This window comes from Amycolatopsis orientalis (assembly GCF_000943515.2).
Taxonomy (GTDB): Bacteria; Actinomycetota; Actinomycetes; order Mycobacteriales; family Pseudonocardiaceae; genus Amycolatopsis; species Amycolatopsis orientalis.
In genome coordinates this window covers 874,203-900,501 of the sequence record NZ_CP016174.1, presented here as the reverse complement: position 1 = coordinate 900,501, position 26,299 = coordinate 874,203, and the positions used below count along the sequence as shown (strand labels likewise).

Below are 26,299 nucleotides of genomic sequence, written 5' to 3'. Positions count from 1 at the left end.
AGGCCGCGGCTGAGCACCCGCGGGATCAGCCGACCGGCGGTTCGATGGGCTGCCGGTCCTCTTCCTTGTGCGTGGCCCGCATGATGAGCCAGTTGATCCCCCACAGCACGACGCCGACGCCGAGCAGGATCGCGGCGACCTTGTAGTCGCGGGCGGGCCGCCCGGACAACGGGGTCACCAGGTAGACACAGAAGATCGCGGCCAGCACCGGGACGATGGTCGGCGCACGGAAATGCTTGTGCGCCGCCTTTTCCTTGCGCAGCACCAGGACGGCGACGTTGACGATGGCGAAGACCGCCAGCAGCAGCAACGCCGTGGTACCGCCGAGCACGCCGATGTCCACAAAGGACACCAGGGCGATCGCGATCAGGCTGGTGAACACGATCGCCACCCACGGGCTGCGGCGGAACGGGTGCACCGTGCCCAGCTGCTTCGGGATGATCCGCTGGTTCGCCATGCCGTAGAGCAGGCGGCTGGCCATCAGCATGTTGATCAGCGCCGAGTTGATCACCGCGAAGAGACCGATCGCGGAGAAGACCTCACGCGGGAAGCCGGGCGCCCCGACGTCGAGCACCTTCAGCAACGCGCTGCTCTTGGCCGCCGCCAGATCGTCCGCGGGCACCAGCAGCGACGAGGTCACGGAGACCATGATGTAGATGGTCGCGGCGATGACCATGCCCCACAGCATCGCCTTCGGGAAGATCCGGATCGGGTCCTTGCACTCCTCGGCCATGTTCACCGAGTCCTCGAAGCCCACCATCGCGAAGAACGCCAGCGAAGTGGCCGAGGTGATCGCCACCAGCATCGTCTGGTTCTCGGTGTCGAACTCCACCAGCCGCGAGGCGTCCCCGTTGCCGTTGAGCACCGCCCAGACGCCGACCCCGATGACGATCAGCAGACCACTGATCTCGATGCAGGTCAGCACCACGTTGGTCTTCACCGATTCGGAGACCCCGCGGAAGTTGATCAGCCCCAGCCCGATCACGAACAGGATCGCCACCAGCGGCATCGGCGCGGTGATGAACTCCTTGAGGTACGTGTCCCCGAAGGCCTTGGCCGCGGACGAGGCCGACGTGATCCCCGAACACATCACCGCGAACGCCACCATGAAGGTGAGGAAGCGGATCTTGAACGCCTTGTGCGTGTAGAGCGCCGCACCCGCCGCCTGCGGGTACTTCCCGACCAGTTCCAGATAGCTGAACGCGGTCATGAACGCGACCACGAAAGCGATCAGGAACGGCAGCCACAGCGCGCCGCCCACCCGGCCGGCCACTTGCCCGGTGAGCGCGTAGACGCCCGTCCCGATGATGTCCCCCACCACGAAGAACAGCAGGAGCTTGGAACCCATGACCCGTTTGAGGCTCGGCTGACCGGCCGGACCGGTCTGTTCTGTTGTCGTGTCCGCCATGCGGCAAGAGTGTGCCGTATCACGTCTGTGGCCGACAGTCCGATTTGGTCAGTTCTTCGTCACGGGTTGACGAAGTACCGTTTTGGGTAATCCGGTCAGTTGGCGTCGACGGCGGCCTTCACCAACGGGGCCATCATCTCCTGCGTCATCTTCGTCGGCCCGGTGTAGTTGACCAGCGCGGGCACGTTGTCCACGAGTTCCGCGGCCGCCAGCGTCGCGGTCTTGTTCTGGTCGGTGTAGTAGATGGCGCCGTCGCCGACACCGGCGACGTCCTTCGCGTTCGCCTTCGCCTTCTTCAGCGCGGCGATCATCTCGGCGGGCTTGATCTTGTTGCCCTCGAACCGGGTCACCGCGAGCGCGCCGACCTCCTTGCCGCCGACGGAGTAGACGCAGCTCTTGACCTTGCCGCCGTTGGCGGCGTTGTCCTGTACCGGGCCCGGCGCCGACGTCACACCCTGGATGGAGATCGCCTTCGCAACGGCCTCCGCGGACAGCAACGCGCACGGCTCCTTCGAGCCGGCGCCTCCAGCGGGGGCGGCCGAGGAACTCGGCGCGGCGGAGGGAGCGGGGGCCTGGCTGGTCGGCTTCGCCGCGTTGTCCGACTTCTCATCCCCGGACGAACAGGCGGAAAGGGTCGCGATGACAGCGGCGAACAGGACGATCGCTCGTGAAATACGCATGCGCCCGACGATAGTCCGAACGGCTCAGTCCGCCGGTGCCCGGTACCGCCAGAACGACGGGATCAGCAGCGCCGCCCCGATGACCAGCACGATGACCAGCACCCCGCCGCCCGAGGCCGCCGCGGCGGTGCCGACACCGGCGGCGGCCCAGCCGTGGGTGAGGTCGGCGATCCGGGGACCGCCCGCGACGACGACGGTGAACACGCCCTGCAGCCGTCCGCGCATCTCGTCGGTGGTGGCGACCTGGAGGATCGACATCCGGTAGATCGCGCTGACCATGTCGGCGGCCCCGGCGAGCGCCATGAAGAAGACCGCGAGCCACAGCGAATTCGCGAGGCCGAAACCGGCGACGGCGAGCCCCCAGACGCAGACCGAGACGATCACGCCGACGCCCTGCTTGCGGATTCTGGTGAGCCGTCCGGAGAAGAGGCCGATCAGCATCGCGCCCGCCGGGAGCGCGGCGTAGAGCCAGCCCAGCGCCGGACCGCCGCCGGGCGGATCGCCGAAAGTGCGTTCGGCCATCTCGGGGATCAGCGCGCGCGGCATACCGGCGACCATCGCGATGATGTCGACGAGGAAGGAGGCCAGCAGGATCTTCCGCGTCGCCAGGTATTTGAAGCCGTCGATGATGTCACGGATCCCGGCGCGGCGGGCGACCTCGCCGAGCGGCGGGATCGGGGGGAGCTTCCAGACGGCGATGAGGGTCACGGTCAGTGCGACGACGTCGATCAAATAGAGCGTCGAGAGGCCGAGGACCGGGATCATCGAGCCGGCGAGCAACGGGCCGAAGACCGCGCCGAAGGTGGACATCGTGCCGCTCAGCGCGACTGCGGACGCGATCAGGTTGTCGGGCACCAGCCGGGCGACGACGGCACTGCGGGTCGGCATGTTGATCGCGAAGAACGCCTGGTTGACCGCCAGCAGGACGAGCACGAGCCAGACCGAGCCGATGTTCAGGAACGCCTGGAGCCACAAGACCGCCGAGGCGACGGTGACCCCGATGTTGGTGACGATGAGGAGCTTGCGCCTGTCGACGGCGTCCGCGATGGCACCGCCCCAGAGACCGAACACGAGGAGCGGGACCAAGGCGACCAGGCCGGTCAGGCCGACGTACGCCGACGAACCGGTGAGGTCGAAGACCTGTTTGGGGACCGCGACCGCGGTGAGCTGGGAGCCGACGGCGGTGACCGCGGTGGACAGCCAGAGGCGGCGGAACGCGGGGATCTTGAGTGGGCGGGTGTCCACGACGATCGAACCGAACAGCTTGCGGACACCTTTGCGCTGGTCAACCCCCATGTCACTACCCACAACCCGACAGCTTAGCCGCGCTAACTAACCGACCGCGCGCGATTTATGTCACCTGGTCACGCTGCGGTATGTCATGAGGGGTCCCCATAGGACGAAATTTGTCCTATGGGGACCCCTCATGACACTTCGGGACCAGCGGCGCGACAAAGATCAGGGCGCGACGCGCTCGATCTGCCAGCCGTCGTCGTTCCGGACGTAGCGGAGCCTGTCGTGCATGCGGTCCTCGCGGCCCTGCCAGAACTCGACGACGTCGGGCCGGACGCGCCACCCGCCCCAGTGCGGCGGGGCCGGGATGTTCTCGACGTCGGCGAAGCGGCGCTCGATGCCGTGAAGCGCGGTCTCGAGGGCGCGGCGGCCGTCGACGACGCGCGACTGCGGCGAGGCCCAGGCCCCGAGCTGCGAACCCCGCGGCCGGGACGCCCAGTACGCCGCGGTCTCGGCGACGTTGACCTTCTCGACCTCGCCCCGCACGTGGACCTGACGCTGCAGCGCGTACCACGGGAAAGTGACCGACGCGTAGCGCGTCGCGGTCAGGTCATGGCTCTTCGTCGACGTGTAGTTCGTGTAGAACACGACGCCGCGTTCGTCGAGGCCCTTGCACAGGACGGTCCGGGAGGACGGCCTGCCCTCCGGGTCCGCCGTGGCGAGCACCATCGCGTTCGGTTCGGCGACCCCGGCGGAGACGGCCTGGTTCAGCCAGTCCTGCAGCTGGGCGGTCCAGGTCTCCGCAAGCGCGGACTCGTCGAAGGCGCCCCCTTCGTAGGCCACCCGCATCCCGGGCAGGCGCACGACGGCGTCGTCGTCCACGCCATCCTTGATCTCCGGCATCATCCGCCAAACCTCCGTACCCGGTCAGGGCATCTGTGACTTCGGCTTTGTCGCCGACGGTATTGCCTAGAACGCGGCGGCGAAACCCACTGAACGGTGACTCCCGCCACCCGGGCGCGGTCATCAGCGTGTAACCGCTGGACCGCAAGCCGTAACCCCCTGGTTACCTGCCGGACCCTGATCGATAAAGGCCCGACCTACTTTCGGCGTGCTCTCCTTCCCCCACCACCACGGAGGCAGGTTCATGACCGGCACACTGCCCACCACCGGAACTCCGGAGGCCGCTCCGCCGAAGCGCACCTACGCCCCGCTCGCCGCCAACGAGAACCGCGAGGACTACTCACTCCGCTTCGCCCCGCACTCGTTCCGCCGCTGGTCGCCGTTCGTCGTCGCGACGACGGCGCTGGGCGGGATCGCCTACCTCGCCGACTTCGCGATCGGCGCCAGCATCGTCCTCTCCTACGGGTTCACCTCCGGCGTGCTCGCGATCCTCGCGGCGGCGCTGGTCATCTTCGTGACCGGCGTCCCGATCGCGCACGCGTGCGCGAAATACGGCGTCGACATGGACCTGCTGACCCGCGGAGCGGGCTTCGGCTACTTCGGCTCGACACTGACGTCGCTCGTGTACGCGAGCTTCACCGTCATCTTCTTCTCGCTCGAAGGCTCGATCATGGCCCAGGCCTTCGAGTTGGCCTTGAGCATCCCGCTGCCGATCGGTTACCTGCTCTCGACGCTGATCGTCCTGCCGTTCGCGCTGTACGGGATGGGCGCGGTCGCCAAGATGCAGGCGTGGACGCAGCCGCTGTGGATCGCCGGGCTCGTCCTCCCGTTCGTGGTGGTCGCGATCCGCGAGCCGGGCAAGTTCGCGGAGTTCGCCTCGTTCGGCGGCACCGAGGGCGCCGGGTCCGGCTTCTCGGCGATCGGGTTCGGCTTCGGCATGGGGGTCGCGCTGTCGCTGATCGGGCAGATCGGCGAGCAGGCCGACTACCTCCGGTTCATGCCGGAGAAGACGTCCTCGAACAAACGGGCCTGGTGGGGAGCGGTGCTGGCGGCGGGCCCCGGCTGGGTGATCCTCGGCGCCGCCAAGCAGATCGGCGGCGCGCTGCTGGCCTTCCTCGCCCTCGGCGTGGTCGGGAAGGCGCACGCGCTGGAGCCGATCGCGCCCTACCTGGAGGCGGTCAAGCCGGCGCTCGGCCCGGCGGCCCTGACCTTCGCCGCGCTGTTCGTCGTGGTCAGCCAGATCAAGATCAACACGACGAACGCCTATTCGGGATCGCTGTCGTTCGCCAACTTCTTCTCCCGGGTATTGCACCGCCATCCGGGCCGGGTCTGGTACGTGCTGGTGAACTGCGGGATCGCGCTCGCGTTGATGGAATTCGGCGCCTTCGCCTTCCTGAACAAGATCCTCGGTTTCTACTCGAACGTGGCAATCGCCTGGATAGGGGCGGTTTGCGCGGATCTGGTCATCGTGAAACCGCTCGGACTCTCGCCGAGGTACATCGAATTCAAAAGGGCTTATCTTCCGAAGATCAATCCGGTCGGTTTCGGATCCATGATCGTCGCTTCCGCGCTTTCCATCACCGCCTATTTCGGCGCTTTCGGGCAATTCATGGCGGCCTTCAGCCCGTTGCTCGCCTTGGTCGTCGCGATGGTGCTTGTCCCGGCCCTCGCCGCGGCCACGAAGGGCCGGACCTATCTGGCCCGGCCTAATTCTGTCATTCGACAGAAATTATCCCCGGAAGAACTTCGCGCGACACATATCTGCACGGTGTGCCAGGACGAGTTCGAGCTGCCCGACATCGCCGACTGCGCGAAGCAGTCCGGAGCCATCTGCTCGCTGTGCTGCACGCTCGACTCCACCTGTCACGACCTGTGCCAGACGGCGGGTCCGGTCGACCTGCCGATGCCCACGATGCCGACGGCCCGTCCGTGACAAGCGGCGAAGGCCGCCGCCGGGGTCCCGGCGACGGCCTTCGCTTCTCATCTGTCGCGTTGTCAGCTCGTGACAGTGAATTCCGCGCGAACAATCCAGCCCCAGCAGTCGTAGGAGGCCGTGTACCGCCCCGGCACCGTCCCGACCGGACCGTCGCCCCGCAACGCGACGCCGATCCCGCCGGTGCCGCCGTCTCCCACTACCCGCAAGGGAATCGGCGCGGCGAGGCCGTTCGCGACGAGCGTCGTCGCGAGCTCCCCGGCACCCGACGGGCGCAGGCAGTAGATATCCGCGGTGACCGTCCCACCTGCGACGACGGTGCTCGGACTCAAGACCAGACTGGACGGTCTGGTCGCGTTCGCCTGCCCCGCTCCGGCCATCGTGGACACGAGCGCCGCCCCCGCGACGCACAACGCCGCCGAACGAAATTTCATCTTCCACTCCCTCTCGATCGACCGGCTGGGATTCACCGGCCACCTGGTGGACGCGCGCCGCCGCGCCCCGGGTTGCCGCCTCGGACCGTCGGAGATTTAGCAGAATGTGACAGCAAATCGAGCAAGAGCTGATGATCACACTAGGTAGACCTTGCGCCGCTCGATAGGATCGCCGCCGAGGGCAACGGGGTGATCACCTCTATACAGAGTGTTTAGAGGTTCAGGGTGGGACGGCCGGGTGTGCGGCTGCTCCATCCGCTATTGCCGGCCGCGCTTCCGAGAGGGAGTTCGACGCCGGTCGATCACTCCTGCGCTCGCGCCGCCGGAACTTTCTACGCCCGTGTTACTCCCCTTCCCCAGGAGTGCGTTGTGATTTCCCGTTCCCGCCGTCTCATGACGGCGTTGTTGTGCGTCCTTTCGCTGGCTGGTGTAACAGCCCTTTCGGCTTGTTCGGACACCAGCACGGCCGCTTCCGGCACCAAGCTCACCATCGGTTACAGCGCTTGGCCGGGCTGGTTCCCGTGGGCGGTGGCCCAGGAGAAAGGCCTTTTCGAGAAGAACGGCGTGAACGTCGACCTGAAGTGGTTCGACAGTTACACCGAAAGCATCAACGCACTTTCCTCGGGCGCGATCGACGCGAACAGCCAGACCCTCAACGACACCCTCGCCTCGGTCAGCGGCGGCGCGAAGCTGTCGGTCGTCCTGGTCAACGACAACTCGACCGGCAACGACAAGATCATCGCCCGTGAGGGGATCACCGGCGTCGCCGACCTCAAGGGCAAGAAGGTCGCCGTCGAGCAGGGCACCGTCGACCACTACCTGCTGCTGCTCGCGCTGCAGGAGGCGAAGCTGACGGAGAAGGACATCGAGCTGGTCCCGCTGCTGACCGACGCCGCCGCGGCCGCGTTCGTCGGCGGGCAGGTCGACGCCGTCGCCGCGTTCGCCCCGTTCACCTCGAAGGCGCTGGAGCGGCCCGGCAGCCGCGCGATCGCGACGTCCGCCGAGTTCCCCGGTGCCATCCCGGACCACCTCGTCGTCTCCGAGCAGCTGTCGAAGGAGCGCAAGAAGGAGGTCCAGGCGCTGGTGACCACCTGGTTCCAGACGATCGACTGGATCAAGCAGAACAAGGACGAAGCCGTCAAGATCATGTCGAAGCGCGGCGCCGTGACGACCGACGAGTACAAGACCTACGACGCCGGCACCACGATCTTCACCAAGCAGCAGAACCTCGACGCGTTCACCCCGGGCGTCACCCCCGCGCACCTGAACTTCCAGGCGGGCAAGATCGCCGACTTCATGGTGTCCACCGGGCTCGCCCAGACCCGGCCCAACTTCGACGGGCTGTTCGACGACCAGTACGTCAAGTCGGTGCCGTGAGCACCACGGGCTCGGCGCGCGAGGCCGCCCAGCGGACGAACACCGCCGAAGAGGCCGAAGCGCGTCTCCTCGACGACGAGCAGCGGCTCGCCGAGGCACAGGAGGGCCGCCGTCAGGGCGGCGCGCGACCGGCCTGGGCACCGCTGCCCCGGCGGGCCGGTCTCAAACCGACCGCCTCCCCGCTGTTCTCGCTCCGGACGCCGATTCCCGCCCGATGGCGGTGGGCGCTGGCGGTGGCGTCGTTCGCGATCCCGCTGCTGATCTGGGTGTCGCTGAACGCGCTGGGCACGATCAAGCCGATGTTCCTGCCGACGCCGGTCGCGGTGTTCGACGCGCTGCTGAAGATGATCGAGTCGGGTGAACTGTTCAGCGACCTCTGGGCCACCACCCAGCGGGTGCTGCTCGGCTTCGGGCTCGCGGTGCTCGTCTCGGTGCCGCTCGGCATCGTGATGGGCACCTTCAACGCCGGGCTGGCGCTGTTCGAACCGGTCATCGCGATGCTGCGCTACCTGCCGGCGAGCGCGTTCATCCCGCTGCTGATGATCTGGCTCGGCCTCGGTGAGCCGTCGAAGGTCGCGGTCCTGTTCCTCGGCACGGTCTTCTTCAACACGCTGATGACGGCCGACGCCGTCCGCGGGGTGCCGCGTTCGCTGATCGACGTGTCCTACACGCTCGGGGCGCGGCGCGGTGAGGTGCTGCGCAAGGTGATCGTCCCGCACGCGCTGCCCGGCATGATCGACGCGACCCGCGTCAACGCCGCGGCCGCGTGGAACTTCGTGGTGGTCGCCGAACTGATCAACGCCACCGCCGGGCTGGGGCTGCGGATCATGCGGGCGCAGCGGTTCACCCAGACCGACCGGATCTTCGCGCTGCTGATCGTGATCGGCTTGCTGGGCCTGATCATCGACATCGCGCTCCGGCAACTGCGGACCCGGGTCGGGAAGTGGGCGGCGTGACACTGGAACTCAAGGGCGTCGCCAAGGACTACACCGTCCGCGGCAAGACCACCCGGGCACTCGACGGGATCGATCTCGACATCGCGCGCGGCGACTTCGTCTGCGTCGTCGGCGCGAGCGGATCCGGCAAGTCGACCCTGCTCTCGCTGATCGCCGGGCTGACCGAACCGTCCGAGGGCCTGATCACCCTCGACGGCGAGGCGGTGACCGGGCCGGGCCCGGATCGCGGCCTGGTGTTCCAGCACGGGGCGCTGTACCCGTGGCGCACGGTGGAGAGCAATGTCGCGTTCGGACTCGAACTGCTGAGCCTCGACAAGGCGGAGCGCACCCGCCGGGTGGACTGGTATCTCGACGAGACCGGGCTCGCCGGACTGCGGAAATCGTTGCCCAAGCAGCTTTCCGGCGGGCAGAAGCAGCGGGTCGCCATCGCGCGGGCGCTGGCGTGCGAGCCCGAGGTGCTGCTGCTCGACGAGCCGTTCGGCGCACTCGACGTACAGACCAAAGAGGACATGCAGGTCCTGATCCGCCGGATCTGGACCGACACCGGAACGACGGTGCTGATGGTGACCCACGACGTCGAAGAGGCCGTGTTCCTCGGACGACGGGTCGTGGTGCTGGCGTCGGATCCGGGGCGGATCGCCGCCGACATCGTGGTCGAGCTGCCCGGTGAGCGGGACCTCGCGGTCAAACGCGCGCCGGAGTTCCTCGCGCTGCGCGCGTCCATCGAAGATCTGGTCCGGGAGCAGCACCGCGGCCACCTCGGGCGGAGTTGACGGGAAAGGTGACCATGAGGCACGGGAAAACGCGGCCGGAGCGCAAGGCGCGCTCCGGGTTTCTCGGCAGACTCGGCATCCGGGGCAAGCTCAACCTGCTCCTGATGTTGCCGCTGACCGCGGTGGTCCTGGTGTCGGTGCCCTACGTCGCCGGGGAGATCGACGACGCGCGGTCCGCCCGCACCACGGCCGACGTGGCGTCGCAGGCCCGCGCACTGGGCACGCTGGCCTGGGAACTGCAGCGGGAACGGCTGCTGACCGCGCACTACATCGCGTCGTCGTCGGCGGGCAGTTCGGCGATGGTGCGGCAGCAGGGTGTCGTCTCCGACACGGTGAACCAGGTCCGCGCGCAGCTGAGTTCCGACGCGCCGGAAGAGCTTTCGGCCGCGCTGGTCCGGATCGGTTCGCTGGACGAGATCCGCGCGAACGCGCTCCGGCGCGGCGCGTCACTGGACAGTGTGGCGCGTACGTATCACGCGGTGATCGACGCGGTCATCAACTCGCTTCGCCTGGTACCGCAGCAGACCAGTGACGCGGAGGGCACCCGGCAGCTCACCGCGCTCGAAGCGTTGCTGCGCGCGAACGAGGAGAACTCGTTGCGCGGGATGGCGCTGATCATCGTGCTGGTCACCCCGGAGTCCGGGCAACCCGTGCTGGCGGACGCGAAACAGCAGGCTTCGCTGTTCCTCGAACGGTTCGTGCAGCAGGCCGACGTCGACCAGGCCACCGAGGTCGTCGCGGTCGACCAGGGCGACACAGGCCGCCGGGTCGACGCGCTGGAAGCCAAGCTCCCGCTCGCGCGCACCCCGGTGGCCGTGCAGGCGCTGCTGCCGGACATCCTCGGCGCCGTCGAGGCACAGTCGAACCAGCGGCGAGTCGCCCAGGACGAGGTCACCGCCGGTATCGCCGACGCCGCGACCGCGCGAGCCGACGCCGCGCAGAACCTGGCGTGGACGATCGGCATCGGCGCCGGTGTGCTGTTCCTGCTGGTCGGTGGTCTCGCGATCGCGGTCAGCCGGTCGATCGCGGATCCGCTGCGGAAGCTGACCACGGCGGCGACGTCCGTCGCCGACCTCGCGAGCACCGAACTGGTCCGCGTGACCGACACCGAGCAGGCCGAAGAACTCGCGCCCCGGCTCGCCACCATCGACGTGACCTCTCAGGACGAACTCGGGAAGCTCGCCGAGGCGTTCAACCGGGTCCAGGCCACCGCGGCCGAACTGGTGGAACGGCAGGCCGTCACGCGGCGCAACGTCGGTCTCATGTTCGCGAACGTCGCCAAGCGGACGCAGAACCTGGTGGGCAGGCAGCTGGCGCTGGTCGACGAACTGGAGCGCAACGAGCAGGACGTCGCCCTGCTGGCGAGCCTCTACCGGCTCGACCACCTCTCCACCCGCCTGCGCCGGAACGCGGACAACCTCCTCGTCGTTTCGGGAAACCGCGACGAGGCACGGATCTCCGGTCCGATCGAGCTGTCGACAGCGCTGCGTTCGGCGCTCGCGGAGATCGAGGACTACCAGCGCGTCCGGCTCGGCTCGATGGGCGATGTCCTGCTGTCGTCGCCCTTCGGCTCGGATCTCGTGCTGATCTTCGCGGAGCTGCTGGAGAACGCGACGTCGTTCTCCCCGCCGGAGTCCTTTGTGGACGTCGGCACGAAGGTGCTCCCCGACGGCTCCTGCCTGATCGTGATCGTGGACCAGGGCATCGGCATGACCGCCGAACGGCTCGCCGAGGAGAACCGGCGGCTGGTCGAACGCGAGCGGCTCGAGCTGGCGCCGACCAGTGTGCTCGGCCTGTTCGTGGTCGGCCGCCTCGCGCGGCGGCACGGGCTCAAGGTCGAGCTGACCGAGACCGAACCCGGGGCGGGCATCACGGCGCGGATCACCGTCCCGCCGAACCTGCTGACCTACCGGGCACCCGTGCAGAAGAGCGTTCCGCCGCCGGCGTGGCCGACGTCGGAGCCGGTCGACGAACCCGCTCAGGCTCAGCCACCGGCGCGGACGCAGTCGCGGGAGAAGGCGTCCTCGCGTGAGCTGCCGACGCTCGCGATCGCCGGGATGATCCCGCGTGACGGCCAGCGTCCCAAGGACTTCCGGTGGTTCCGCAAGACCGACGGGGAGATCGTGGAACCGATGCCGGAGCCCGAGCCGATACCGATACCGGTGCCGACGCCACCGGCACCCACGCCCGCACCCGTGTACCAGGCACCCGCGCCGACGCTGACCGCCGCCGATTCCGGGGAGACCCGCGGCGGGCTGCGGCGGCGAGTCAAGGGCGCGCAGCTTCCCGGTGCCCCCGAAGCACCGTCGCGGCAGAAGTCCAGGCATGATCCGGAGGCGGCCAAAGCGGCGTTCGACGGCTTCGAGGCAGGTCTCGCGAAGGCCACCGGGTCGCCGACGAATACCGTTCCGCCGCAAGCCCCGCCGCCGTCCATGCCGACCCCGGCACCGGCGCCGATGCCGACCCCGACACCGGTGCCCGCCGCCTCGCGCGGCGGGCTCACCCGGCGCGTCCCCGGCGCCCAGCTGGCGCCGGGCCTGGCGAAGGGGCCGGCCGCGCGCCACCAGACCGCGCGGGCGGCGCTGAACACCACCAAGCCCAAGGGCATGCGTGACCCCGAGGCCGAGCGTGCCGCGTTCGACGCCTTCAGTGACGGGTTGGAGAAAGCCGTCAACCCGGCGATGGAACAGAGAGAGAAGAGCAAGAGATGACGACCGGAGTCAGCGTCGAAGCCCGGAACTTCAACTGGTTGGTGACGCGCTTCGCGCAGAACACGGCGAGCGCGATGGGCGCGATCGCCGTCTCGGCCGACGGCCTGCTGATCGCGATGTCGTCCGAGCTGGAGCGGGCCAACGCCGACCGGCTGGCCGCGATCTGCTCGGCGATGCTCGGCCTGGCGCACGGTGTGTCCGAGAGCCACCCGCTCGGTTCGCCCGACAAGATCATCATCGAGCTGGAGCAGGGCTACCTGCTGGTCTGCACGATCAGCATCGGCTGTTCTCTCGGCGTGCTCGCCACCAAGCAGGCCAGCCTCGGCACGATCGCCTACGAGATGGCGATGTTCGCCAACCGCGCCACCGAGGTCCTCACCCCCGCGCTGATCGAGGAACTCAAGAAGAGCGTCGGCAGCTGAAAGGACGAGGGGACAAGGGAATGAGCGACGATCAGGTACCTCGCCCCCGCGGGGGCGAGCAGGACATTTCGCTGCTGCGCCCGTATCTGCTCACCGCCGGCCGCGCGCAACCGGTGGACGGCACGCTCGAAATCGAGGCACAGGTCCTCACGAGCAGGCTCGGCGCGGCGTCCCAGGCGAGGCTGACCTTCGAGCGGCGCGAGATCGTTTCCCTTTGCCGGGAAACGAAATCCGTCGCCGAAGTGGCGGCGATGCTCGGCCTGCACATCGGCGTCGCCAGGGTGCTCGTCGCCGACCTGGCCGCACTCGGCTACGTCGTCCTGCGTCGGCCGACCGGAGCCCTCACCCAGGACCTCGGCATGATCGAAAGGGTCATTCGTGGACTCGAAGCAATTCGCTGAACCGGTGTCGGCCAAGCCGCCGACGCCGGTCAAGATCGTCATCGCCGGCGGGTTCGGGGTCGGCAAGACGACCACCGTCGGGGCGATCTCGGAGATCAAACCGCTGACCACCGAGGCCGCGATGACCTCGACCGGGGCGGCCGTCGACGACGCGGGCGGAGACGTGCCGTCGAAGACCACGACGACGGTGGCACTGGACTTCGGCTGCATCACCATCGATGACGAGGTGAAGCTGTACCTCTTCGGCACCCCGGGTCAGGACCGGTTCGGGTTCATGTGGCACGACCTCGTGCTCGGGGCGCTGGGCGCGCTCGTCATCGTCGACACGCGCCGGCTCGACGACTGCTATCCGGCCGTGGACTACTTCGAGAAGGCCGGATTGCCGTTCGTGGTCGGGGTGAACGTGTTCGACGGTTCGCTCAAGCACGACCTCGAAGACGTGCGCTGGGCACTCGCGGTGGGCGACGACGTCCCGCTGATCACCTTCGACGCGCGGCAGCGGCTGTCGGTCCGTGACGCGCTGCTGGCCGTTCTGCACAACACCTTCCGCCGGGCCTCCGCCGCCTCCTGACCCGCATTTCGTCCTCTGGATGCGGTAGTTGCACACGCATGTAGCGCGTTCAGAGGACGAAACGCGGGGTCAGACCGGCCGGGTGATGGCGGCGAGCATCAGGGCCCGGAGTTCGGCGGCGACGTCGGCGACGGGTAACGGCGGCGTATGCGCCTGCCACTCGCGCAGCAGCCCGGTCGCCGCGCCCACGAGCGCGATGGCCGTCAGGTGATAGTCGCGGTCCGGGGCGACGCCGTGCTCGGCGGCGTGCCGGGCCTCGGCTTCGATGAACGCGGCCCACCGGTCGACCCATTCCTGGTGCTGCGCCTCCAAAGCCGCGCTGACCCCGACCGCCTCGACGTAGTTCAGCCGCGGCATCCGGGGATCCGAGGTCACCGTGCTGACGAAGACATCGAGCAGGGTCCCGATCCGGGTGACCGCGTCGGCGTCCTCCAACCGGTCAAGGACGCCGGTGACATGCTCCAGCGCGAGGGCGTTGATGCGCTCGTGCAGGGTCAGCAGCACCTGCTCCTTGCTCTCGAACTCCTCGTAGAAGTTCCGCGTCGAGACGCCGGCGCGGGTGCACAACTCGGTGATCTTCGCCTGCTGGTAGCCCGTCGAGGTGAACAGGTCCAGCGCAGACGAGAGCAGGCGTTCACGCCGTTCGGCGCGCCGTTGCTCGGGTGCGACGCCGCCGTAGGTGCGGGCCACTCGACCTCCCCCGATTCGGTAATAGGGATTGCCAGATGCTACCAACAGCGCCTACATTGCGAAAATCTTAATTACCAAACTGGAGGCAACGGTGCTTCGGACAGTTCTGGTCGCAGCTCTCACCGCCGCCCTGATCGGCGCCCCGGCCGCGCAAGCCGCGCCGAGCGCGCCGGGGGATCTGGTCGAATACAAGCCGGTCATCGCCACCGCCCCGGCGAAGGCCTGGAAACTCCTCTACCGCTCCACCTCGGCGACAGGGCAGCCGAGCACGGTGTCGGGCATCCTGCTCGTCCCCCACACCCCCTGGACGAACGGGCCGCGCCCGCTGGTCACCTACGCCGTCGGCACCCACGGTCTCGGCGACCGCTGCGCGCCGTCGACCCGGCTGACGAACGGGTCCGAGAACGAAGTCCTCCTGATGGGCCAAGCACTTTCGCGTGGCTGGGCGGTCGTCGTGACCGACTACGAAGGCCTCGGCACCCCGGGCACGCACACCTACGCCGTCGGCCAGTCCGAAGGCCGGGCCGTCCTCGACGCGGCCCGCGCCGCCGCGAGGGTGCCCGAGGCGGGTCTCTCCAAGACCGGCCCGGTCGGCGTTTTCGGTTACTCACAGGGCGGTCAGGCCGCGGCGTTCGCGGGTGAACTGCAGCCGTCCTACGCTCCCGACGTCAACCTGGTCGGGGTCGCGGAAGGCGGGGTGCCGGCGGATCTGAACGCGGTCCTGAAGTTCAACGACGGCGGCCCGGCGTTCGGCCTGGTGCTCGGTGCCGCTGTCGGCTACTCGACGGCGTACCCGGAACTGCCGTTCAACGACGTGCTCAACACGAAGGGCGAGCAGGCCGTCGCGAAGGTCAAGGAAGCGTGCACCGTCGAACTCGGCGCGGCGGCGCCTTTCGCTCGGCTCAACGACTTCACGACCGTGCCGAACGTGTCGTCGGACCCGCGCTGGCAGGCCCGGCTCGGCGAGAACCTGGCGGGCAAGACCAAGCCCGGCGCGCCGGTCTACCTGTACCACGCGTCGCTGGACGAACTGATCCCGCTGTCGGTCGGCAAGGGCTTGCGCGACCGCTACCGCGCCCTCGGCGCCGACGTCACCTGGCAGGAATTCCCGCTGCTGGAACACATCGGCGGGGTCTCGGCGGGCGGCCCGGTCGCGATGTCCTGGCTGGGCACCAAGTTCTGACCCGGCAGACCCTGCGGCACCCGTGACGCGAAAGCCACTTTCGGGACATCACATGTCCCGAAAGTGGCTTTCGCGTCACTGAAGGCCGCGCGATCGTCGCCACATGAGCCCCACCAGTCACTCCAGAGCGAAGCAAGGGACCTTTAGTATCGTTAGCTTTACTATCGGCGCTAGCACGAACTGAACACCTTGAGCGCGGTCACGGCGTCCGGGGCCAGTGAAGTCGTGAGGGTGCCACCGGCGGCGAGCGGGGTGCGGGACCACCAGTCACCGGAAGCCGCGGGCAGCTCCGGACCACCGACGACCAGGTCGGTGGCCAGCACCCGTCGCCCGGCCAGATGCGCGAGGCTGGAGTCCAAAGTGGAGTCCCCGATCACCAGCGTCTGACGCAGCACCGGGACTTCGCCCCGCGTCACGTGCTGCGTCGTCACCAGCGACCCCGGCCGCTCACCCGACCGCCCGAGCACGAGCACCTCCCGCGTATGCAAGAAGGCCCCGGCGGCCAGGGACGCCCGCAACACCGCCTCATGCCGGGCGCGGGCGGTCACGACGGTCGGCTCCGGCAGGTACTCCAGCGAACCGCCTTCGTCCACCTCGACGTCCACAAGGGACGAACTCCCCTCCCCGTGCAGGCCGGGGAGCGCGATCGTCGCGGCCACCCCGGAGATCCGCAGCGAGGCGCCCCGTCCGATCCGGACGGTCAGCTTCAGCTCGTCGCCGCCCAAGGGCGTGGTCGCCGAGTTGACCAGATGCACGATCGCCGTCGCACCGGTGCCCCGCTTGGGAAGAAGCGTGAGCGGCGCCATCGAACGCAGCTCACGCAGAACGGTCCGGCCGCCCTCACAGCGGGCAACCAGCCGGGCGTGCGCCTTCACCCCGCGCGGACCGGGAGCAGCGAGCGGACCCAGTCCGCGACCGCCGGCGCGTTCGGCGTGTCCACAAGGGACTGGGTGATCACCGGAAGCTCGCCCCGCATCCGGTGCGCGTCCGAAGTCATCACGTCCATGTCCGCGCCGACCAGATGCGCGATGTCGATCTTGTTGATCACCAGCAGATCCGCCGTCGTCACGCCGGGGCCGCCCTTGCGCGGCACCTTGTCGCCGCCCGCGACGTCGACCACGAAGACCTGGCTGTCGGCGAGCCCCCGGCTGAACACCGCGGTGAGGTTGTCCCCGCCGCTCTCGATGATCACCAGGTCCAGTCCGGGGAATCGCTCCTCCAGCCGTTCGACGGCGTCGAGATTCGCGGTGATGTCGTCGCGGATCGCGGTGTGCGGGCACGCGCCGGTCTGCACGGCTTCGATCCGCTCCGGGTCGAGCACACCCGCCTTGCGCAGGAAGTCCGCGTCCTCCGTGGTGTAGATGTCGTTGGTGACGACGGCGAGGTTCACCTCGTCGCCGAGCGCCCGGCACAGGGCCGCGGTGAGCGCGGTCTTCCCGCTGCCCACCGGGCCGCCGATGCCGATCCGGTAGGCGCGGCCCGCGGTCGGCGCCTGCTCGTAGTGGTCGGGTTCCGCCGCGGTCGGGTCGAAGTTGACCGGGTGGACGTGCCCGTGGCCATGACCGTGCTCAACTGGCAAAGAGACGCACCTCTTCCTGGTGATGCCGGGCGTGTGCCTCGGCGAACAGATCGAGCGCCGGGGATCCGGGCGCCGGGAGATCGGCCGGGTCGTCCCCCGCGACCTCGGCGGCGAGCAAGGAGACTTCGCGGACTTCGGCGGAAAGCCCCGCCACCACGGCGTTGACGGCGAACGGGTCGAGCCCGAGCAGCCGCACGGCCGCACTCGCTGGACCGCTGATCGCGAGGTACGCCACCGCCATCGCGGCGTCGAAGGGCACCCCGATCAGCGCGCCGACGATCACCGGATGATGCGGTCGCGGCGTTTCCTTCAGCAGCCGGGAAAGCACCGGCGACGGCCAAGCGGCCTTGCCCGCCCGCGCCGTCCCCCGTCCTTGTGCCCGGGACGCCTCCCGCTGCGCGAGCGAAGGCGTCCGGGCGTCGAGTTCGAGATCGAGCCGCCGCCAGTGTCCACTCTGGACATCGCGTGCCGCCGCGTGCGCCGACGCAGCGGCGAACACAGCGGCCAGCGAACCCGCGGTCCGCAGGCGCCCGGACAGGAACCCCGGCAGGTCCCGCTCATGGGTGATCAGCTTCCGGGTGACGGCTTCTTCGAGTCCGCCGGAGTGGACGTGTCCACCGCCGGGGAACCGGGAGTCGGCGAGGATGAGTGCGGCGAGGTCCATCAGAAGAGGTCCATCAGAACAAGAAGTACCTTTGCGCCATCGGCAGTTCCGTCACCGGCCGCGGTTCGATCAGCTCGCCGTCGACGTGCACGGCGAAACTGTCCGGCTCCACCCGGATGTCGGGTGTCGCGTCGTTGAGCACCATGTCGGCCTTGCCGCGGGAGCGGGTGTTCGAGATCGGCACCAGCTTCCGCGCGATACCGAACCGTTCCGCGACACCGCTTTCCAGAGCCTCCGGTGCCACGAAATGGAAACTGCTCGCGACGGCGACCGAAGGGGCCGCGCCGAACATCGGCCGCGCGAGGACAGGCTGCGGTGTCGGGATGGAGGCGTTCGCGTCGCCCATCGCCGCCCAGGCCGCGAACCCGCCCTTGAGCACGACATGGGGCCGGACCCCGAAGAACTTCGGTTCCCACAGCACGAGATCCGCGAGCTTCCCGATCTCCACCGAGCCGATCTCGTGGTCCATCCCGTGCGCGATCGCGGGATTGATCGTGTATTTGGCGACATAGCGACGAGCACGCAGGTTGTCGGCGGCGCCGTCACCGGGCAGCGCCCCGCGCCGTCGTTTCATCACGTGCGCGGTCTGCCAGGTGCGGATGATCACCTCGCCGATCCGGCCCATCGCCTGCGAATCCGAACTCATCATGGAGATCGCGCCCATGTCGTGCAGGACGTCCTCGGCCGCGATGGTCGTCGGCCGGATCCGGCTTTCGGCGAACGCCAGATCCTCGGGCACCGACGGATTCAGGTGGTGGCAGACCACGAGCATGTCGAGGTGCTCGTCGAGAGTGTTCGCGGTGTGCGGACGCGTCGGGTTCGTCGACGACGGCAGGATGTTGGCCAGCCCGGCGACCTGGATGATGTCCGGCGCGTGCCCGCCTCCGGCGCCTTCGGTGTGGTAGGCGTTGATCGAGCGACCGCGAATGGCGTCCACAGTGGACTCCAGGAACCCGGCCTCGTTCAGCGTGTCGGTGTGGATCGCCACCTGGACACCGGATTCGTCGGCGACGGTGAGGCAGGCGTCGATCGCGGCCGGGGTGGTCCCCCAGTCCTCGTGCAGTTTGAACCCGCCCGCGCCCGCCGCGAGCTGTTCGCGCAGCGCGTCGTGGCGGACGGTGTTCCCCTTGCCCAGCAACAGGACGTTGACCGGCTGGCCGTCCATCGCCTGCAGCATCCGGCCGAGGTTCCACGCGCCGGGTGTCACGGTGGTGGCCTTGCTGCCCTCGACCGGCCCGGTCCCGCCGCCGACGAGGGTGGTCAGCCCGGAGGCGAGCGCGGTGTCGGTCAGCTGAGGGCAGATGAAGTGGACGTGGCAGTCGATCCCGCCCGCGGTGAGGATCTTCCCGTTGCCGGACAGCACCTCCGTCGACGGGCCGATGACCAGCGCCGGGTCGACGCCGTCCATCGTGTCCGGGTTGCCCGCCTTGCCGATGCCGACGATCCGGCCGTCGCGGACGCCGACGTCGGCCTTCACGATGCCCCAGTGATCGAGGATCACCGCGCCGGTGATGATCAGGTCCGGCGCCCCTTCGGCCCGGGTCGCCATGCCCTGGCCCATCGATTCGCGGATGACCTTGCCGCCGCCGAACAGCACCTCGTCACCGCTGCCGGACGGCCCCATGCTGCGATCCTCGGTGACCTCGATGAGCAGATCGGTGTCCGCCAGGCGGATCCTGTCGCCGGTCGTGGGGCCGAAAAGCTCGGCATAGCGCTCACGGTCGATCGACGGCATCAGGACTCCTTGCGCAATCCGGGCACGAGGCGGTTCCCGGCCAGCGGGACGAGGTCGACTTCGCGTTCGACGCCCGGCTCGAATCGCACGGACGTCCCAGCCGGGACGTCGAGACGGTGCCCGCGCGCGGCTTCACGGTCGAATTCGAGGCCCGGATTGACCGCCGCGAAATGGTAGTGCGAGCCGACCTGCACGGGCCGGTCGCCGAGGTTCCGGACGAACAGCCGGAGCCGCGGCCTGCCGGGGTTCAGCTCGACCGGTCCGTCACCGGTGATGATCTCTCCTGGACGCACTCGTCCCCCTTCTAGACGATCGGGTCGTGCACGGTGACGAGCTTCGTGCCGTCCGGGAAAGTGGCCTCGACCTGGACCGAATCGACCATCTCCGGTACGCCGCCGAGCACCTGGGCCCGGCTGAGCACGGATCGCCCGCTGGCGACGAGTTCGCTGACCGTCCGGCCGTCGCGGGCGCCTTCGAGAACGTGGTCGGTGATCAGCGCCACCGCCTCGGGGTAGTTCAGGAGCACCCCGCGCTCCAGGCGTTTGCGAGCTACGTCCGCCGCGACGTGGATGAGCAGTTTGTCCCGCTCCTGGGGGCTCAAGTGCATGACAAAGGTCTATCACCGGAAACCGCGTGGCGCCGGTTCTCGAAACACAGGATTTACCTGCGCCCCGGTACACGCAAAGTGAACGCCGCCGTAACTCTTCGCGTACGAAGGTGGTTTTCACTGAATCGTTCTCGTAATCGTGACCGAAACCACCACATCTTTCGATTGCCCCCGGCCCCGACGTGGAGCAAGGTTTGTCCATCCGTGCGATGAGGCGCGCCTTCGCTGCGTGTATCCCGTCCACGCGTGAAACACAAAGCCGGGGAATGCGCATCGAAAGGTTTCACCACAGTGAGTACCTCCACGATCAGCACCAATCAGCCGTCCGACCAGGTCGACGACGGTTTCCGACCGGGTCTCGAAGGCGTGGTCGCCTTCCGGACCGAAATCGCCGAGCCCGACCGTGACGGTGGCGCCCTGCGCTATCGCGGTGTCGACATCGAGGACCTCGCCGGCAAGGTGACCTTCGGTGACGTCTGGGGCCTTCTCGTCGACGGTCAGTTCGGCCACGGGCTACCGCCCGCCGAACCCTTCCCGCTGCCGGTGCACACCGGTGACGTCCGGGTCGACGTCCAGGCCGCCCTCGCCATGCTCGCCCCCATCTGGGGTTACCGGCCGCTGCTCGACATCAGCGACGAAGAGGCCCGCGACCAGCTGGCCCGCGCGTCCGTGATGGCGCTTTCCTACGTCGCCCAGTCCGCCCGCGGCATCGGGCAGCCCGCCGTCCCGCAGACCAGGGTCGACGAGGCGAAGTCGATCACCGAGCGGTTCATGGTCCGCTGGCGCGGCGAGCCCGACCCGGCCCACGTCAAGGCCATCGACGCCTACTGGGTCTCGGCCGCCGAGCACGGTCTCAACGCTTCGACCTTCACCGCCCGCGTCATCGCCTCGACCGGCGCCGACGTCGCCGCGGCGCTGTCCGGCGCGATCGGCGCCATGTCGGGCCCGCTGCACGGCGGCGCGCCGGCGCGGGTGCTGCCGATGATCGAAGAGGTCGAGAAGACCGGCGACGCCGTCGGCCTGGTCAAGGGCATCCTGGACCGCAAGGAACGCATGATGGGCTTCGGGCACCGCGTGTACCGCGCGGAGGACCCGCGGGCGCGCGTGCTGCGCCGCACCTGCCAGGAGCTCGGCGCGTCTCGCTACGAGGCGGCCGCGGAGCTGGAGCAGGTCGCGCTGAAGGAACTGCGCGAACGGCGCCCGGATCACCCGATCGAGACCAACGTCGAGTTCTGGGCGGCCGTCATCCTGGACTTCGCCCAGGTGCCGCCGCATATGATGCCCGCGATGTTCAGCTCGGCCCGCACCGCCGGCTGGGCCGCGCACATCCTGGAGCAGAAGAAGACCGGTCGCCTCGTGCGCCCCTCGGCCAAGTACGTCGGGCCGGAGCCGCGTCAGCCGGAAGAGGTCGAAGGCTGGGACCTGGTCACGAAGCACTCCCAGTAGCGCGCGCTATGAAAGGTCCTTTCCTTGCGAAATTTGCAAGGAAAGGACCTTTCATAGCGTCTGCGGGACCGAGGACTCGTGGTTCGCGGTCGTCGCGAGCATGGCCGTGAGCTGATCGACCAGCCAGCGGTCGAGCACCTCCCGGGGCACGGCGCGTTCCTGCAGCCAGCTCAGCAGGGCGCCCTCGACCACGGCGGTCCAGCACCGCAAGGTCAGCAGCAGCATAGGTGAGGGATCCGACACTTCCAGCGCGTCGAGGATCAGCTCGACGGCGCGGTTGCGGACCTCGTCGATCGCCGCGTCGGTCTCCGACGTCGCGATCACCGAACCGCTTCGCAGCAAGGCGACGTAGCCGGCGCGGTAGTGGTCGGCGACGTCGATCAGGCCGCGGACCGCGGCGCGCAGCCTCGTCTCGGGCGGCCCTTCCTCGAGGCCGGCGAGGCCGTCGATGAGGCCTTCGGTGACCGTCTTCAGCGCCTCGACCTGCAGTTCCCGCAGGCTTGAGAAGTACCGGTAGAACAGCGGCCGCGAGACCTCGGCGCGGGCGATGATGTCGTCGACCGTGACGAGTTCGGGCGCGCGCGAGCCGAACAGGTCCAGGGCGGCGCGGATCAGGTCCTCGCGGCGCGCCTGGGGCGACATCCGGCGAGGGCGTTTGGCGGAGGTCACGGGGTGAGGTCCAGTTTCGCCGAGGCCCGCAGCAGTCCGGGGGTGAGCCGGGAGAGGACGAGCGCGGCCTTGGCCTCCGGGGTCGACGGCTGGATCGCTTTGTCCTTTTCGACCGCGCGCAGGATGTCGCGCGCAACCTTCTCCGGTCCGAAACCGCGTTTCGCGTAAAGCCTGCTGCTCGACTTCTGGCGCCGCTTCTGCTCGATGTCGTCGACACCCACGAACCGCGTGGTGCTGGTGATGTTGGTGTTCACGATCCCGGGGCAGATCGCGGTGACGCCGATGTTCTCGGCGTCGAGTTCGGCGCGCAGGCACACACTCAGTGTCAGCACGGCGGATTTCGTGGTGGCGTAGGCGGAAAGGATCTTCGAGGGCAGGTACGCCGCGGCCGACGCGACGTTGACGATCTGGCCGCCTTCGGCGCGATCCCGCATCTGTTCGGCGAAGACGCGGCAGCCGTGGATGACGCCCCAGAGGTTCACGTCGATGAGGCGTTCCCAGTCCTCGATCGTCGTGTCGAGGAACGGACCGGAAAGGCCGATCCCGGCGTTGTTCACGACGATGTCCGGGACGCCGAACTCCTCCTTGACCCGCTGCGCGAACTTCTCGACCGCTTCGGCGTCGGAGGAGTCCACTGTGTACTCGCCGACGGTGACGCCCTTGTCCCGCAGGAGCTTCGCGGTGTCCGCGGCGGCCGAGCCGTTGATGTCGGTGATGACGACATCGGCACCCTTGTCCGCGAACGCGAGTGCCGTCGCGCGGCCGATGCCGCTGCCCGCGCCGGTGACCACGACGAGCTTGTGCGCGAACCCGGCCGAGCGGGCCCGTTTGAGTGCTCGGCTCTCCTCGCCGCCTTCGACGTGGTCGATCAGCTCGCCCACCGCCGAAGCGATCACTTCCGGCTTCTCCCTGGGCACCCAATGCGTGCCGACGATCCGGCGGACCCGGAGGTCCGGGGCCCACCGCTCGACCTCGGTCTGCAGCGGCGTGGTGACGAATTTGTCGCCGGTGGGCGCGAGCACCTGGACCGGGATCTCGGCCTTACGTGGCCGCGGCCGGGAGAGCCTGGTGAACATGTTGGCGCGGTAGAGGTTGAGCCCGTACAAACCGTCCGAAGTGGACGGAGCGGCGGCCGCCGGATCCATCCGGCCGATCAGCGTGCCCATCACCCCGGTGCGCCACAGCAGCTGCGGGATCAGGGGAATTTGGAAGCCGAGGATGTACGTCGAGTGCAGCCCCTGCGCCAGCGCGTTCCTGAGCCGCTTCGGGCTCGGGCGCAGCTGCGCGCGGAACCACGCGCCCGCGTGATCGAGGCTCGGCCCGGAGATCGAGGTGAACGACGCGAGCCGTCCGCGCAACCGGTCGCCGGTGACGGCGTGCCAGGTCTGGATGGAGCCCCAGTCGTGCGCGAGCAGGTGGACCTTGCCTTCGGGACGGACCTCGTCGATGACCGAAGCCAGGTCTTCGGACAACTGGTCCAACCTGTAGGACGCGCGTCCCGAAGGCTTGTCCGAACGGCCTGCCCCGCGGACGTCGTAGACGACGACCCGGTAGTGGCGTTCGAGCAGGGCGGCGACGCCGTCCCACATGGACCCGTTGTCCGGATAGCCGTGGACGAGCACCACCGTGGGCGCGTCGTCGACACCGGTCACCCGGACCGAGAGGCGGACACCGTCGCTGGCCGTCACCCACGTATGAGACATAGTGTCATGTTAGACAACATGTCAATAAGGCCGCTTTTCCAGCAGCGCGCGGCCTGCCGTCCAGCAGGTGTCGATCACCAGGACGAAGGTCCAGATCCGGCCGAGGTTCAACAACCAGTGACCACTCGAGTTCCAGAACCAGCCGGCGTCGTGGGGGCCGCCGAACAGCGCTTCGACCGGCCAGCTGCGACCGGCGATCGCCAGTGCCGCCTGCACGACGACATACAGCCCGGCGTGGGCCGCCCAGTTCCGGAACCGATTCGCGCGCCTGTTCGCATCCGCCTTCACCGGTTCAGGCTCTTGCGACACCTCCTCGATCGTGCTGGAGGCCGGTTTTTCCTTTTGTGACGGCGTTTTCGCTGGTTCCACGGGAAACTCCGCGACGCCGACCCGCCGCACGGCACCGCGGACCACGAACGATCCGAAGAGCAAAAGCGCCGCCGCGCCGAAGCAGGCGCCACGCCACCCGGCGTCCGAGCCGTAGAGCTGCCCCGCCAGGAACGTCCCGATTGTCGCTCCGAGTAGTGCCGCGCTCTCGTAGATGCCCATCGCCCGGCCGAGGCTCAGCCCCGCCGCCTCGGCGACCACCGCCTGCTCCACCGGGACGGCCGCGGCGAACGCCGCCGCGGACAGGACCCACATGACCGCGAGCACCGCCGGGCCCGGCGCGAAGGACAAACCGGCGGCGAAGAGCGCGCTCGCCGTCATCGCCAGGGCCAGGACCCGCGTGCGACCGACCTTGCGGACGAAGCCGTGCAGGTAGTCCGGCAGCAGGCTGTACACGATGAACCCGGGGATGAACACGGCGGCGATCTCGCCGAGCCCCAGCCGATGCCCGCGTTGCAGGTGCATCAGGAGCAGCAGGGCGACCCCGGCCTCGGCCATCGCGGTCAACGCGACGAGCACGAGCATCGGCCGCATTCGCCTGCCCAGTTGAAGAAGCCGTGGCGCATCCGCTTCGCGTACCGGCGCGGATCGCGCGCTCAGCAGGACTGCCGCGGCCACCGCGCAGGCAGCCGCGCCGAGCCAGAACACGCCCCGGTAGTCGATCCAGGCGATCGCGGTCAGCGCGGCCACGAAGGCGATCCAGGTGCCACCACCCTCGGCCGCGAACAGCTTGCTGAACGCGGCGTCGTCTCCCGCGAGCCCCTCCCCGACGCGGGCCCGCAACGCCACCCAGAACAGTGCGCCGCCCGCGCCGCCGAGAACCGCCGCGACGTAGGCGAGGCCTATACCCGGAGTCACGGCATAGACCACAAAGGACAGTCCATAGAGGACCGCGCCGACCGCCGCGACCCGCCCGCGGTCGAACCGGTCCGCCAGTGCGCCCGCGATCGGCCGGACGACGAACGACACCAGCGTCTCCAGCGCCGTCAGCGCCCCGACCTCGGCGGCCGACGCGCCGAGCTGACTCCCCGCCCACAACGGCAAGAGGAAGTCGAGGACCTCCGCCGGCCCCTTGGTCAGCGCGGCGGCGAGCCGATTCTCTTCCGCGCGTCGCTTTCGCAGTACTTCGCCCACCCCAAACCCCCTTTTCCGGATACGAATGTATTCTAAAGACCTAAGGCGCGCAACGAGTCGCCCGGACATAAGATGCGCCCGTGCCGAAGATCGTGGACCGGACCGAACGCCGCCGGGAGATCGCGGGCGCCCTCCTGCGCATCGTCGCGCGCGAGGGCGTCGAGGCCGTCAGCGTGCGCTCGGTCGCGGTCGAAGCCGGGCTGTCCGCGGGCGCGGTGCAGAAGTACTTCTCCACCAAGGAGGATCTGTTCCGGTTCGCCCTCGACCTGACCAGCGAGTTCCTGGAGCAGCGCTGGGAAACCCTCGATCGGTCCGGCGACCTGCTGGACCTGCTGCTACGCCTGGTGACCGAGGCCATGCCGCTCGACGAGCAGCGCCGCGCGGAGGTGATCGTCATCAACGCTTTCACCGCCCGCGCCGCCGTCCGGCCTTCGTGGGCCGAGTTCATCCGCACCGGCTACGACGAACTCGCGGAGATCACGACCCAGTACATCTCGGAAGCGCAGTCGGCCGGCCATGTCCGCGATGATCTCGCGGCGAGTGACCTGGCCGACGCTGTCCTCGCCCTTTCCGACGGGTTCGCGAACCGGATGCTCACCTCTGCCACCCCAGCCGCTCTGCTTCCGGCGCTCGAAACCGCCATCCGCACCCTGCTCATCCAGCGCTAATTACGTCTGAATGTAACTAACGCTGCTTAGTG

Annotated in this window: 26 protein-coding genes; 11 read left to right on the top strand and 15 right to left on the bottom strand. The window is 68.7% G+C overall.

Annotation, left to right across the window (positions count from 1 at the left end; translation table 11 throughout):
- Window positions 1-25: 25 nt before the first annotated feature.
- From SD37_RS04395 to pdxH, 4 genes are all read right to left on the bottom strand, one after another.
- A complete protein-coding gene (locus SD37_RS04395) occupies window positions 26-1,408 on the bottom strand; it encodes an APC family permease (protein WP_044853935.1) in 1,383 nt (460 codons plus the stop codon).
- Between the two features lie 95 nt (window positions 1,409-1,503).
- Window positions 1,504-2,088, bottom strand: coding sequence for a hypothetical protein (locus SD37_RS04390; protein ID WP_044853934.1), 585 nt, complete (start codon window positions 2,086-2,088; stop codon window positions 1,504-1,506).
- 24 nt (window positions 2,089-2,112) lie between these two features.
- On the bottom strand, window positions 2,113-3,384 hold the full coding sequence (locus SD37_RS04385) for an MFS transporter (RefSeq protein ID WP_044853933.1): 1,272 nt from the start codon (window positions 3,382-3,384) through the stop codon (window positions 2,113-2,115).
- Window positions 3,385-3,546: 162 nt separating this feature from the next.
- A complete protein-coding gene (gene pdxH / locus SD37_RS04380; RefSeq protein ID WP_044853932.1) occupies window positions 3,547-4,227 on the bottom strand; it encodes a pyridoxamine 5'-phosphate oxidase in 681 nt (226 codons plus the stop codon).
- A gap of 241 nt (window positions 4,228-4,468) precedes the next feature.
- On the opposite strand from pdxH, the gene SD37_RS04375 reads away from it, so the two are divergent.
- Window positions 4,469-6,157, top strand: a complete 1,689-nt coding sequence (locus SD37_RS04375) for a purine-cytosine permease family protein (protein WP_044853931.1) — start codon at window positions 4,469-4,471, stop codon at window positions 6,155-6,157.
- Window positions 6,158-6,219: 62 nt separating this feature from the next.
- Here SD37_RS04375 and SD37_RS04370 read toward each other — a convergent pair whose 3' ends face one another.
- Window positions 6,220-6,591, bottom strand: a complete 372-nt coding sequence (locus SD37_RS04370) for a hypothetical protein (protein ID WP_044854074.1) — start codon at window positions 6,589-6,591, stop codon at window positions 6,220-6,222.
- A gap of 369 nt (window positions 6,592-6,960) precedes the next feature.
- On the opposite strand from SD37_RS04370, the gene SD37_RS04365 reads away from it, so the two are divergent.
- Genes SD37_RS04365 through SD37_RS04335 form a run of 7 tightly spaced genes read left to right on the top strand, consistent with a single transcriptional unit; the run spans window position 6,961 to window position 13,802 of the window.
- Window positions 6,961-7,968, top strand: coding sequence for an ABC transporter substrate-binding protein (locus tag SD37_RS04365; protein ID WP_083254872.1), 1,008 nt, complete (start codon window positions 6,961-6,963; stop codon window positions 7,966-7,968).
- A complete protein-coding gene (locus SD37_RS04360) occupies window positions 7,965-8,924 on the top strand; it encodes an ABC transporter permease (RefSeq protein WP_044853929.1) in 960 nt (319 codons plus the stop codon). The genes SD37_RS04365 and SD37_RS04360 overlap by 4 nt, the downstream gene beginning before the upstream one ends.
- Window positions 8,921-9,697 (top strand): ABC transporter ATP-binding protein, encoded by a 777-nt coding sequence (locus SD37_RS04355; RefSeq protein ID WP_044854073.1) that lies wholly within the window; start codon window positions 8,921-8,923, stop codon window positions 9,695-9,697. The genes SD37_RS04360 and SD37_RS04355 overlap by 4 nt, the downstream gene beginning before the upstream one ends.
- Before the next feature lie 14 nt (window positions 9,698-9,711).
- Window positions 9,712-12,408 carry a sensor histidine kinase gene (locus tag SD37_RS04350; protein WP_044853928.1) on the top strand — a complete coding sequence of 899 codons (2,697 nt, stop codon included), beginning with the start codon at window positions 9,712-9,714 and terminating at the stop codon, window positions 12,406-12,408.
- Entirely contained in the window at window positions 12,405-12,830 is a 426-nt protein-coding gene (locus SD37_RS04345) for a roadblock/LC7 domain-containing protein (RefSeq protein WP_005156032.1), read from the top strand. The genes SD37_RS04350 and SD37_RS04345 overlap by 4 nt, the downstream gene beginning before the upstream one ends.
- 20 nt (window positions 12,831-12,850) lie before the next feature.
- Entirely contained in the window at window positions 12,851-13,231 is a 381-nt protein-coding gene (locus tag SD37_RS04340) for a DUF742 domain-containing protein (protein WP_037317861.1), read from the top strand.
- On the top strand, window positions 13,209-13,802 hold the full coding sequence (locus SD37_RS04335) for a GTP-binding protein (protein ID WP_037317863.1): 594 nt from the start codon (window positions 13,209-13,211) through the stop codon (window positions 13,800-13,802). Before SD37_RS04340 ends, SD37_RS04335 begins: the two co-directional genes overlap by 23 nt.
- A 69-nt stretch (window positions 13,803-13,871) precedes the next feature.
- Here SD37_RS04335 and SD37_RS04330 read toward each other — a convergent pair whose 3' ends face one another.
- Window positions 13,872-14,492 (bottom strand): TetR/AcrR family transcriptional regulator, encoded by a 621-nt coding sequence (locus SD37_RS04330; protein ID WP_037317866.1) that lies wholly within the window; start codon window positions 14,490-14,492, stop codon window positions 13,872-13,874.
- Between the two features lie 91 nt (window positions 14,493-14,583).
- On the opposite strand from SD37_RS04330, the gene SD37_RS04325 reads away from it, so the two are divergent.
- Window positions 14,584-15,675 (top strand): lipase family protein, encoded by a 1,092-nt coding sequence (locus SD37_RS04325; RefSeq protein ID WP_044853927.1) that lies wholly within the window; start codon window positions 14,584-14,586, stop codon window positions 15,673-15,675.
- A gap of 170 nt (window positions 15,676-15,845) precedes the next feature.
- Here the strand turns inward: SD37_RS04325 and SD37_RS04320 are convergent, their stop codons facing one another.
- Genes SD37_RS04320 through SD37_RS04295 form a run of 6 tightly spaced genes read right to left on the bottom strand, consistent with a single transcriptional unit; the run spans window position 15,846 to window position 20,260 of the window.
- On the bottom strand, window positions 15,846-16,550 hold the full coding sequence (locus tag SD37_RS04320; RefSeq protein WP_044853926.1) for an urease accessory protein UreD: 705 nt from the start codon (window positions 16,548-16,550) through the stop codon (window positions 15,846-15,848).
- Entirely contained in the window at window positions 16,547-17,254 is a 708-nt protein-coding gene (gene ureG, locus SD37_RS04315; protein WP_037317874.1) for an urease accessory protein UreG, read from the bottom strand. Before ureG ends, SD37_RS04320 begins: the two co-directional genes overlap by 4 nt.
- Window positions 17,244-17,918 (bottom strand): urease accessory protein UreF, encoded by a 675-nt coding sequence (locus SD37_RS04310; RefSeq protein WP_044853925.1) that lies wholly within the window; start codon window positions 17,916-17,918, stop codon window positions 17,244-17,246. The genes ureG and SD37_RS04310 overlap by 11 nt, the downstream gene beginning before the upstream one ends.
- Before the next feature lie 13 nt (window positions 17,919-17,931).
- Window positions 17,932-19,653, bottom strand: coding sequence for an urease subunit alpha (locus tag SD37_RS04305; protein ID WP_044853924.1), 1,722 nt, complete (start codon window positions 19,651-19,653; stop codon window positions 17,932-17,934).
- Complete coding sequence (locus SD37_RS04300; RefSeq protein WP_044853923.1) at window positions 19,653-19,946, bottom strand: urease subunit beta; 294 nt, start codon at window positions 19,944-19,946, stop codon at window positions 19,653-19,655. Before SD37_RS04300 ends, SD37_RS04305 begins: the two co-directional genes overlap by 1 nt.
- Before the next feature lie 11 nt (window positions 19,947-19,957).
- On the bottom strand, window positions 19,958-20,260 hold the full coding sequence (locus tag SD37_RS04295; RefSeq protein ID WP_037317886.1) for an urease subunit gamma: 303 nt from the start codon (window positions 20,258-20,260) through the stop codon (window positions 19,958-19,960).
- 291 nt (window positions 20,261-20,551) lie between these two features.
- Between SD37_RS04295 and SD37_RS04290 the strand changes: the two genes are divergently transcribed.
- Window positions 20,552-21,706, top strand: a complete 1,155-nt coding sequence (locus SD37_RS04290; protein WP_044853922.1) for a citrate synthase 2 — start codon at window positions 20,552-20,554, stop codon at window positions 21,704-21,706.
- 51 nt (window positions 21,707-21,757) lie between these two features.
- Here SD37_RS04290 and SD37_RS04285 read toward each other — a convergent pair whose 3' ends face one another.
- From SD37_RS04285 to SD37_RS04275, 3 genes are read right to left on the bottom strand one after another with little or no spacing between them, the layout of a single operon-like run.
- Window positions 21,758-22,348: a TetR/AcrR family transcriptional regulator gene (locus tag SD37_RS04285; RefSeq protein WP_044853921.1), complete on the bottom strand. Its 591-nt coding sequence runs from the start codon at window positions 22,346-22,348 to the stop codon at window positions 21,758-21,760.
- 23 nt (window positions 22,349-22,371) lie between these two features.
- A complete protein-coding gene (locus SD37_RS04280; RefSeq protein WP_044854072.1) occupies window positions 22,372-24,063 on the bottom strand; it encodes an SDR family oxidoreductase in 1,692 nt (563 codons plus the stop codon).
- A 36-nt stretch (window positions 24,064-24,099) separates the two neighbouring features.
- Window positions 24,100-25,599 (bottom strand): MFS transporter, encoded by a 1,500-nt coding sequence (locus tag SD37_RS04275; protein WP_044853920.1) that lies wholly within the window; start codon window positions 25,597-25,599, stop codon window positions 24,100-24,102.
- 80 nt (window positions 25,600-25,679) lie between these two features.
- On the opposite strand from SD37_RS04275, the gene SD37_RS04270 reads away from it, so the two are divergent.
- Window positions 25,680-26,267 (top strand): TetR/AcrR family transcriptional regulator, encoded by a 588-nt coding sequence (locus SD37_RS04270; protein ID WP_044853919.1) that lies wholly within the window; start codon window positions 25,680-25,682, stop codon window positions 26,265-26,267.
- Window positions 26,268-26,299: the final 32 nt, after the last annotated feature.

Excerpts from the sequence above, each read along its gene's own strand:
- SD37_RS04395 (WP_044853935.1), bottom strand. The coding sequence starts at position 1,408 with ATGGCGGACACGACAACAGAACAGACCGGTCCGGCCGGTCAGCCGAGC.
- SD37_RS04390 (WP_044853934.1), bottom strand. The coding sequence starts at position 2,088 with ATGCGTATTTCACGAGCGATCGTCCTGTTCGCCGCTGTCATCGCGACC.
- SD37_RS04385 (WP_044853933.1), bottom strand. The coding sequence starts at position 3,384 with ATGGGGGTTGACCAGCGCAAAGGTGTCCGCAAGCTGTTCGGTTCGATC.
- pdxH (WP_044853932.1), bottom strand. The coding sequence starts at position 4,227 with ATGATGCCGGAGATCAAGGATGGCGTGGACGACGACGCCGTCGTGCGC.
- SD37_RS04375 (WP_044853931.1), top strand. The coding sequence starts at position 4,469 with ATGACCGGCACACTGCCCACCACCGGAACTCCGGAGGCCGCTCCGCCG.
- SD37_RS04370 (WP_044854074.1), bottom strand. The coding sequence starts at position 6,591 with ATGAAATTTCGTTCGGCGGCGTTGTGCGTCGCGGGGGCGGCGCTCGTG.
- SD37_RS04350 (WP_044853928.1), top strand. The coding sequence starts at position 9,712 with ATGAGGCACGGGAAAACGCGGCCGGAGCGCAAGGCGCGCTCCGGGTTT.
- SD37_RS04345 (WP_005156032.1), top strand. The coding sequence starts at position 12,405 with ATGACGACCGGAGTCAGCGTCGAAGCCCGGAACTTCAACTGGTTGGTG.
- SD37_RS04340 (WP_037317861.1), top strand. The coding sequence starts at position 12,851 with ATGAGCGACGATCAGGTACCTCGCCCCCGCGGGGGCGAGCAGGACATT.
- SD37_RS04310 (WP_044853925.1), bottom strand. The coding sequence starts at position 17,918 with ATGGACCTCGCCGCACTCATCCTCGCCGACTCCCGGTTCCCCGGCGGT.
- SD37_RS04305 (WP_044853924.1), bottom strand. The coding sequence starts at position 19,653 with ATGCCGTCGATCGACCGTGAGCGCTATGCCGAGCTTTTCGGCCCCACG.
- SD37_RS04295 (WP_037317886.1), bottom strand. The coding sequence starts at position 20,260 with ATGCACTTGAGCCCCCAGGAGCGGGACAAACTGCTCATCCACGTCGCG.
- SD37_RS04285 (WP_044853921.1), bottom strand. The coding sequence starts at position 22,348 with ATGTCGCCCCAGGCGCGCCGCGAGGACCTGATCCGCGCCGCCCTGGAC.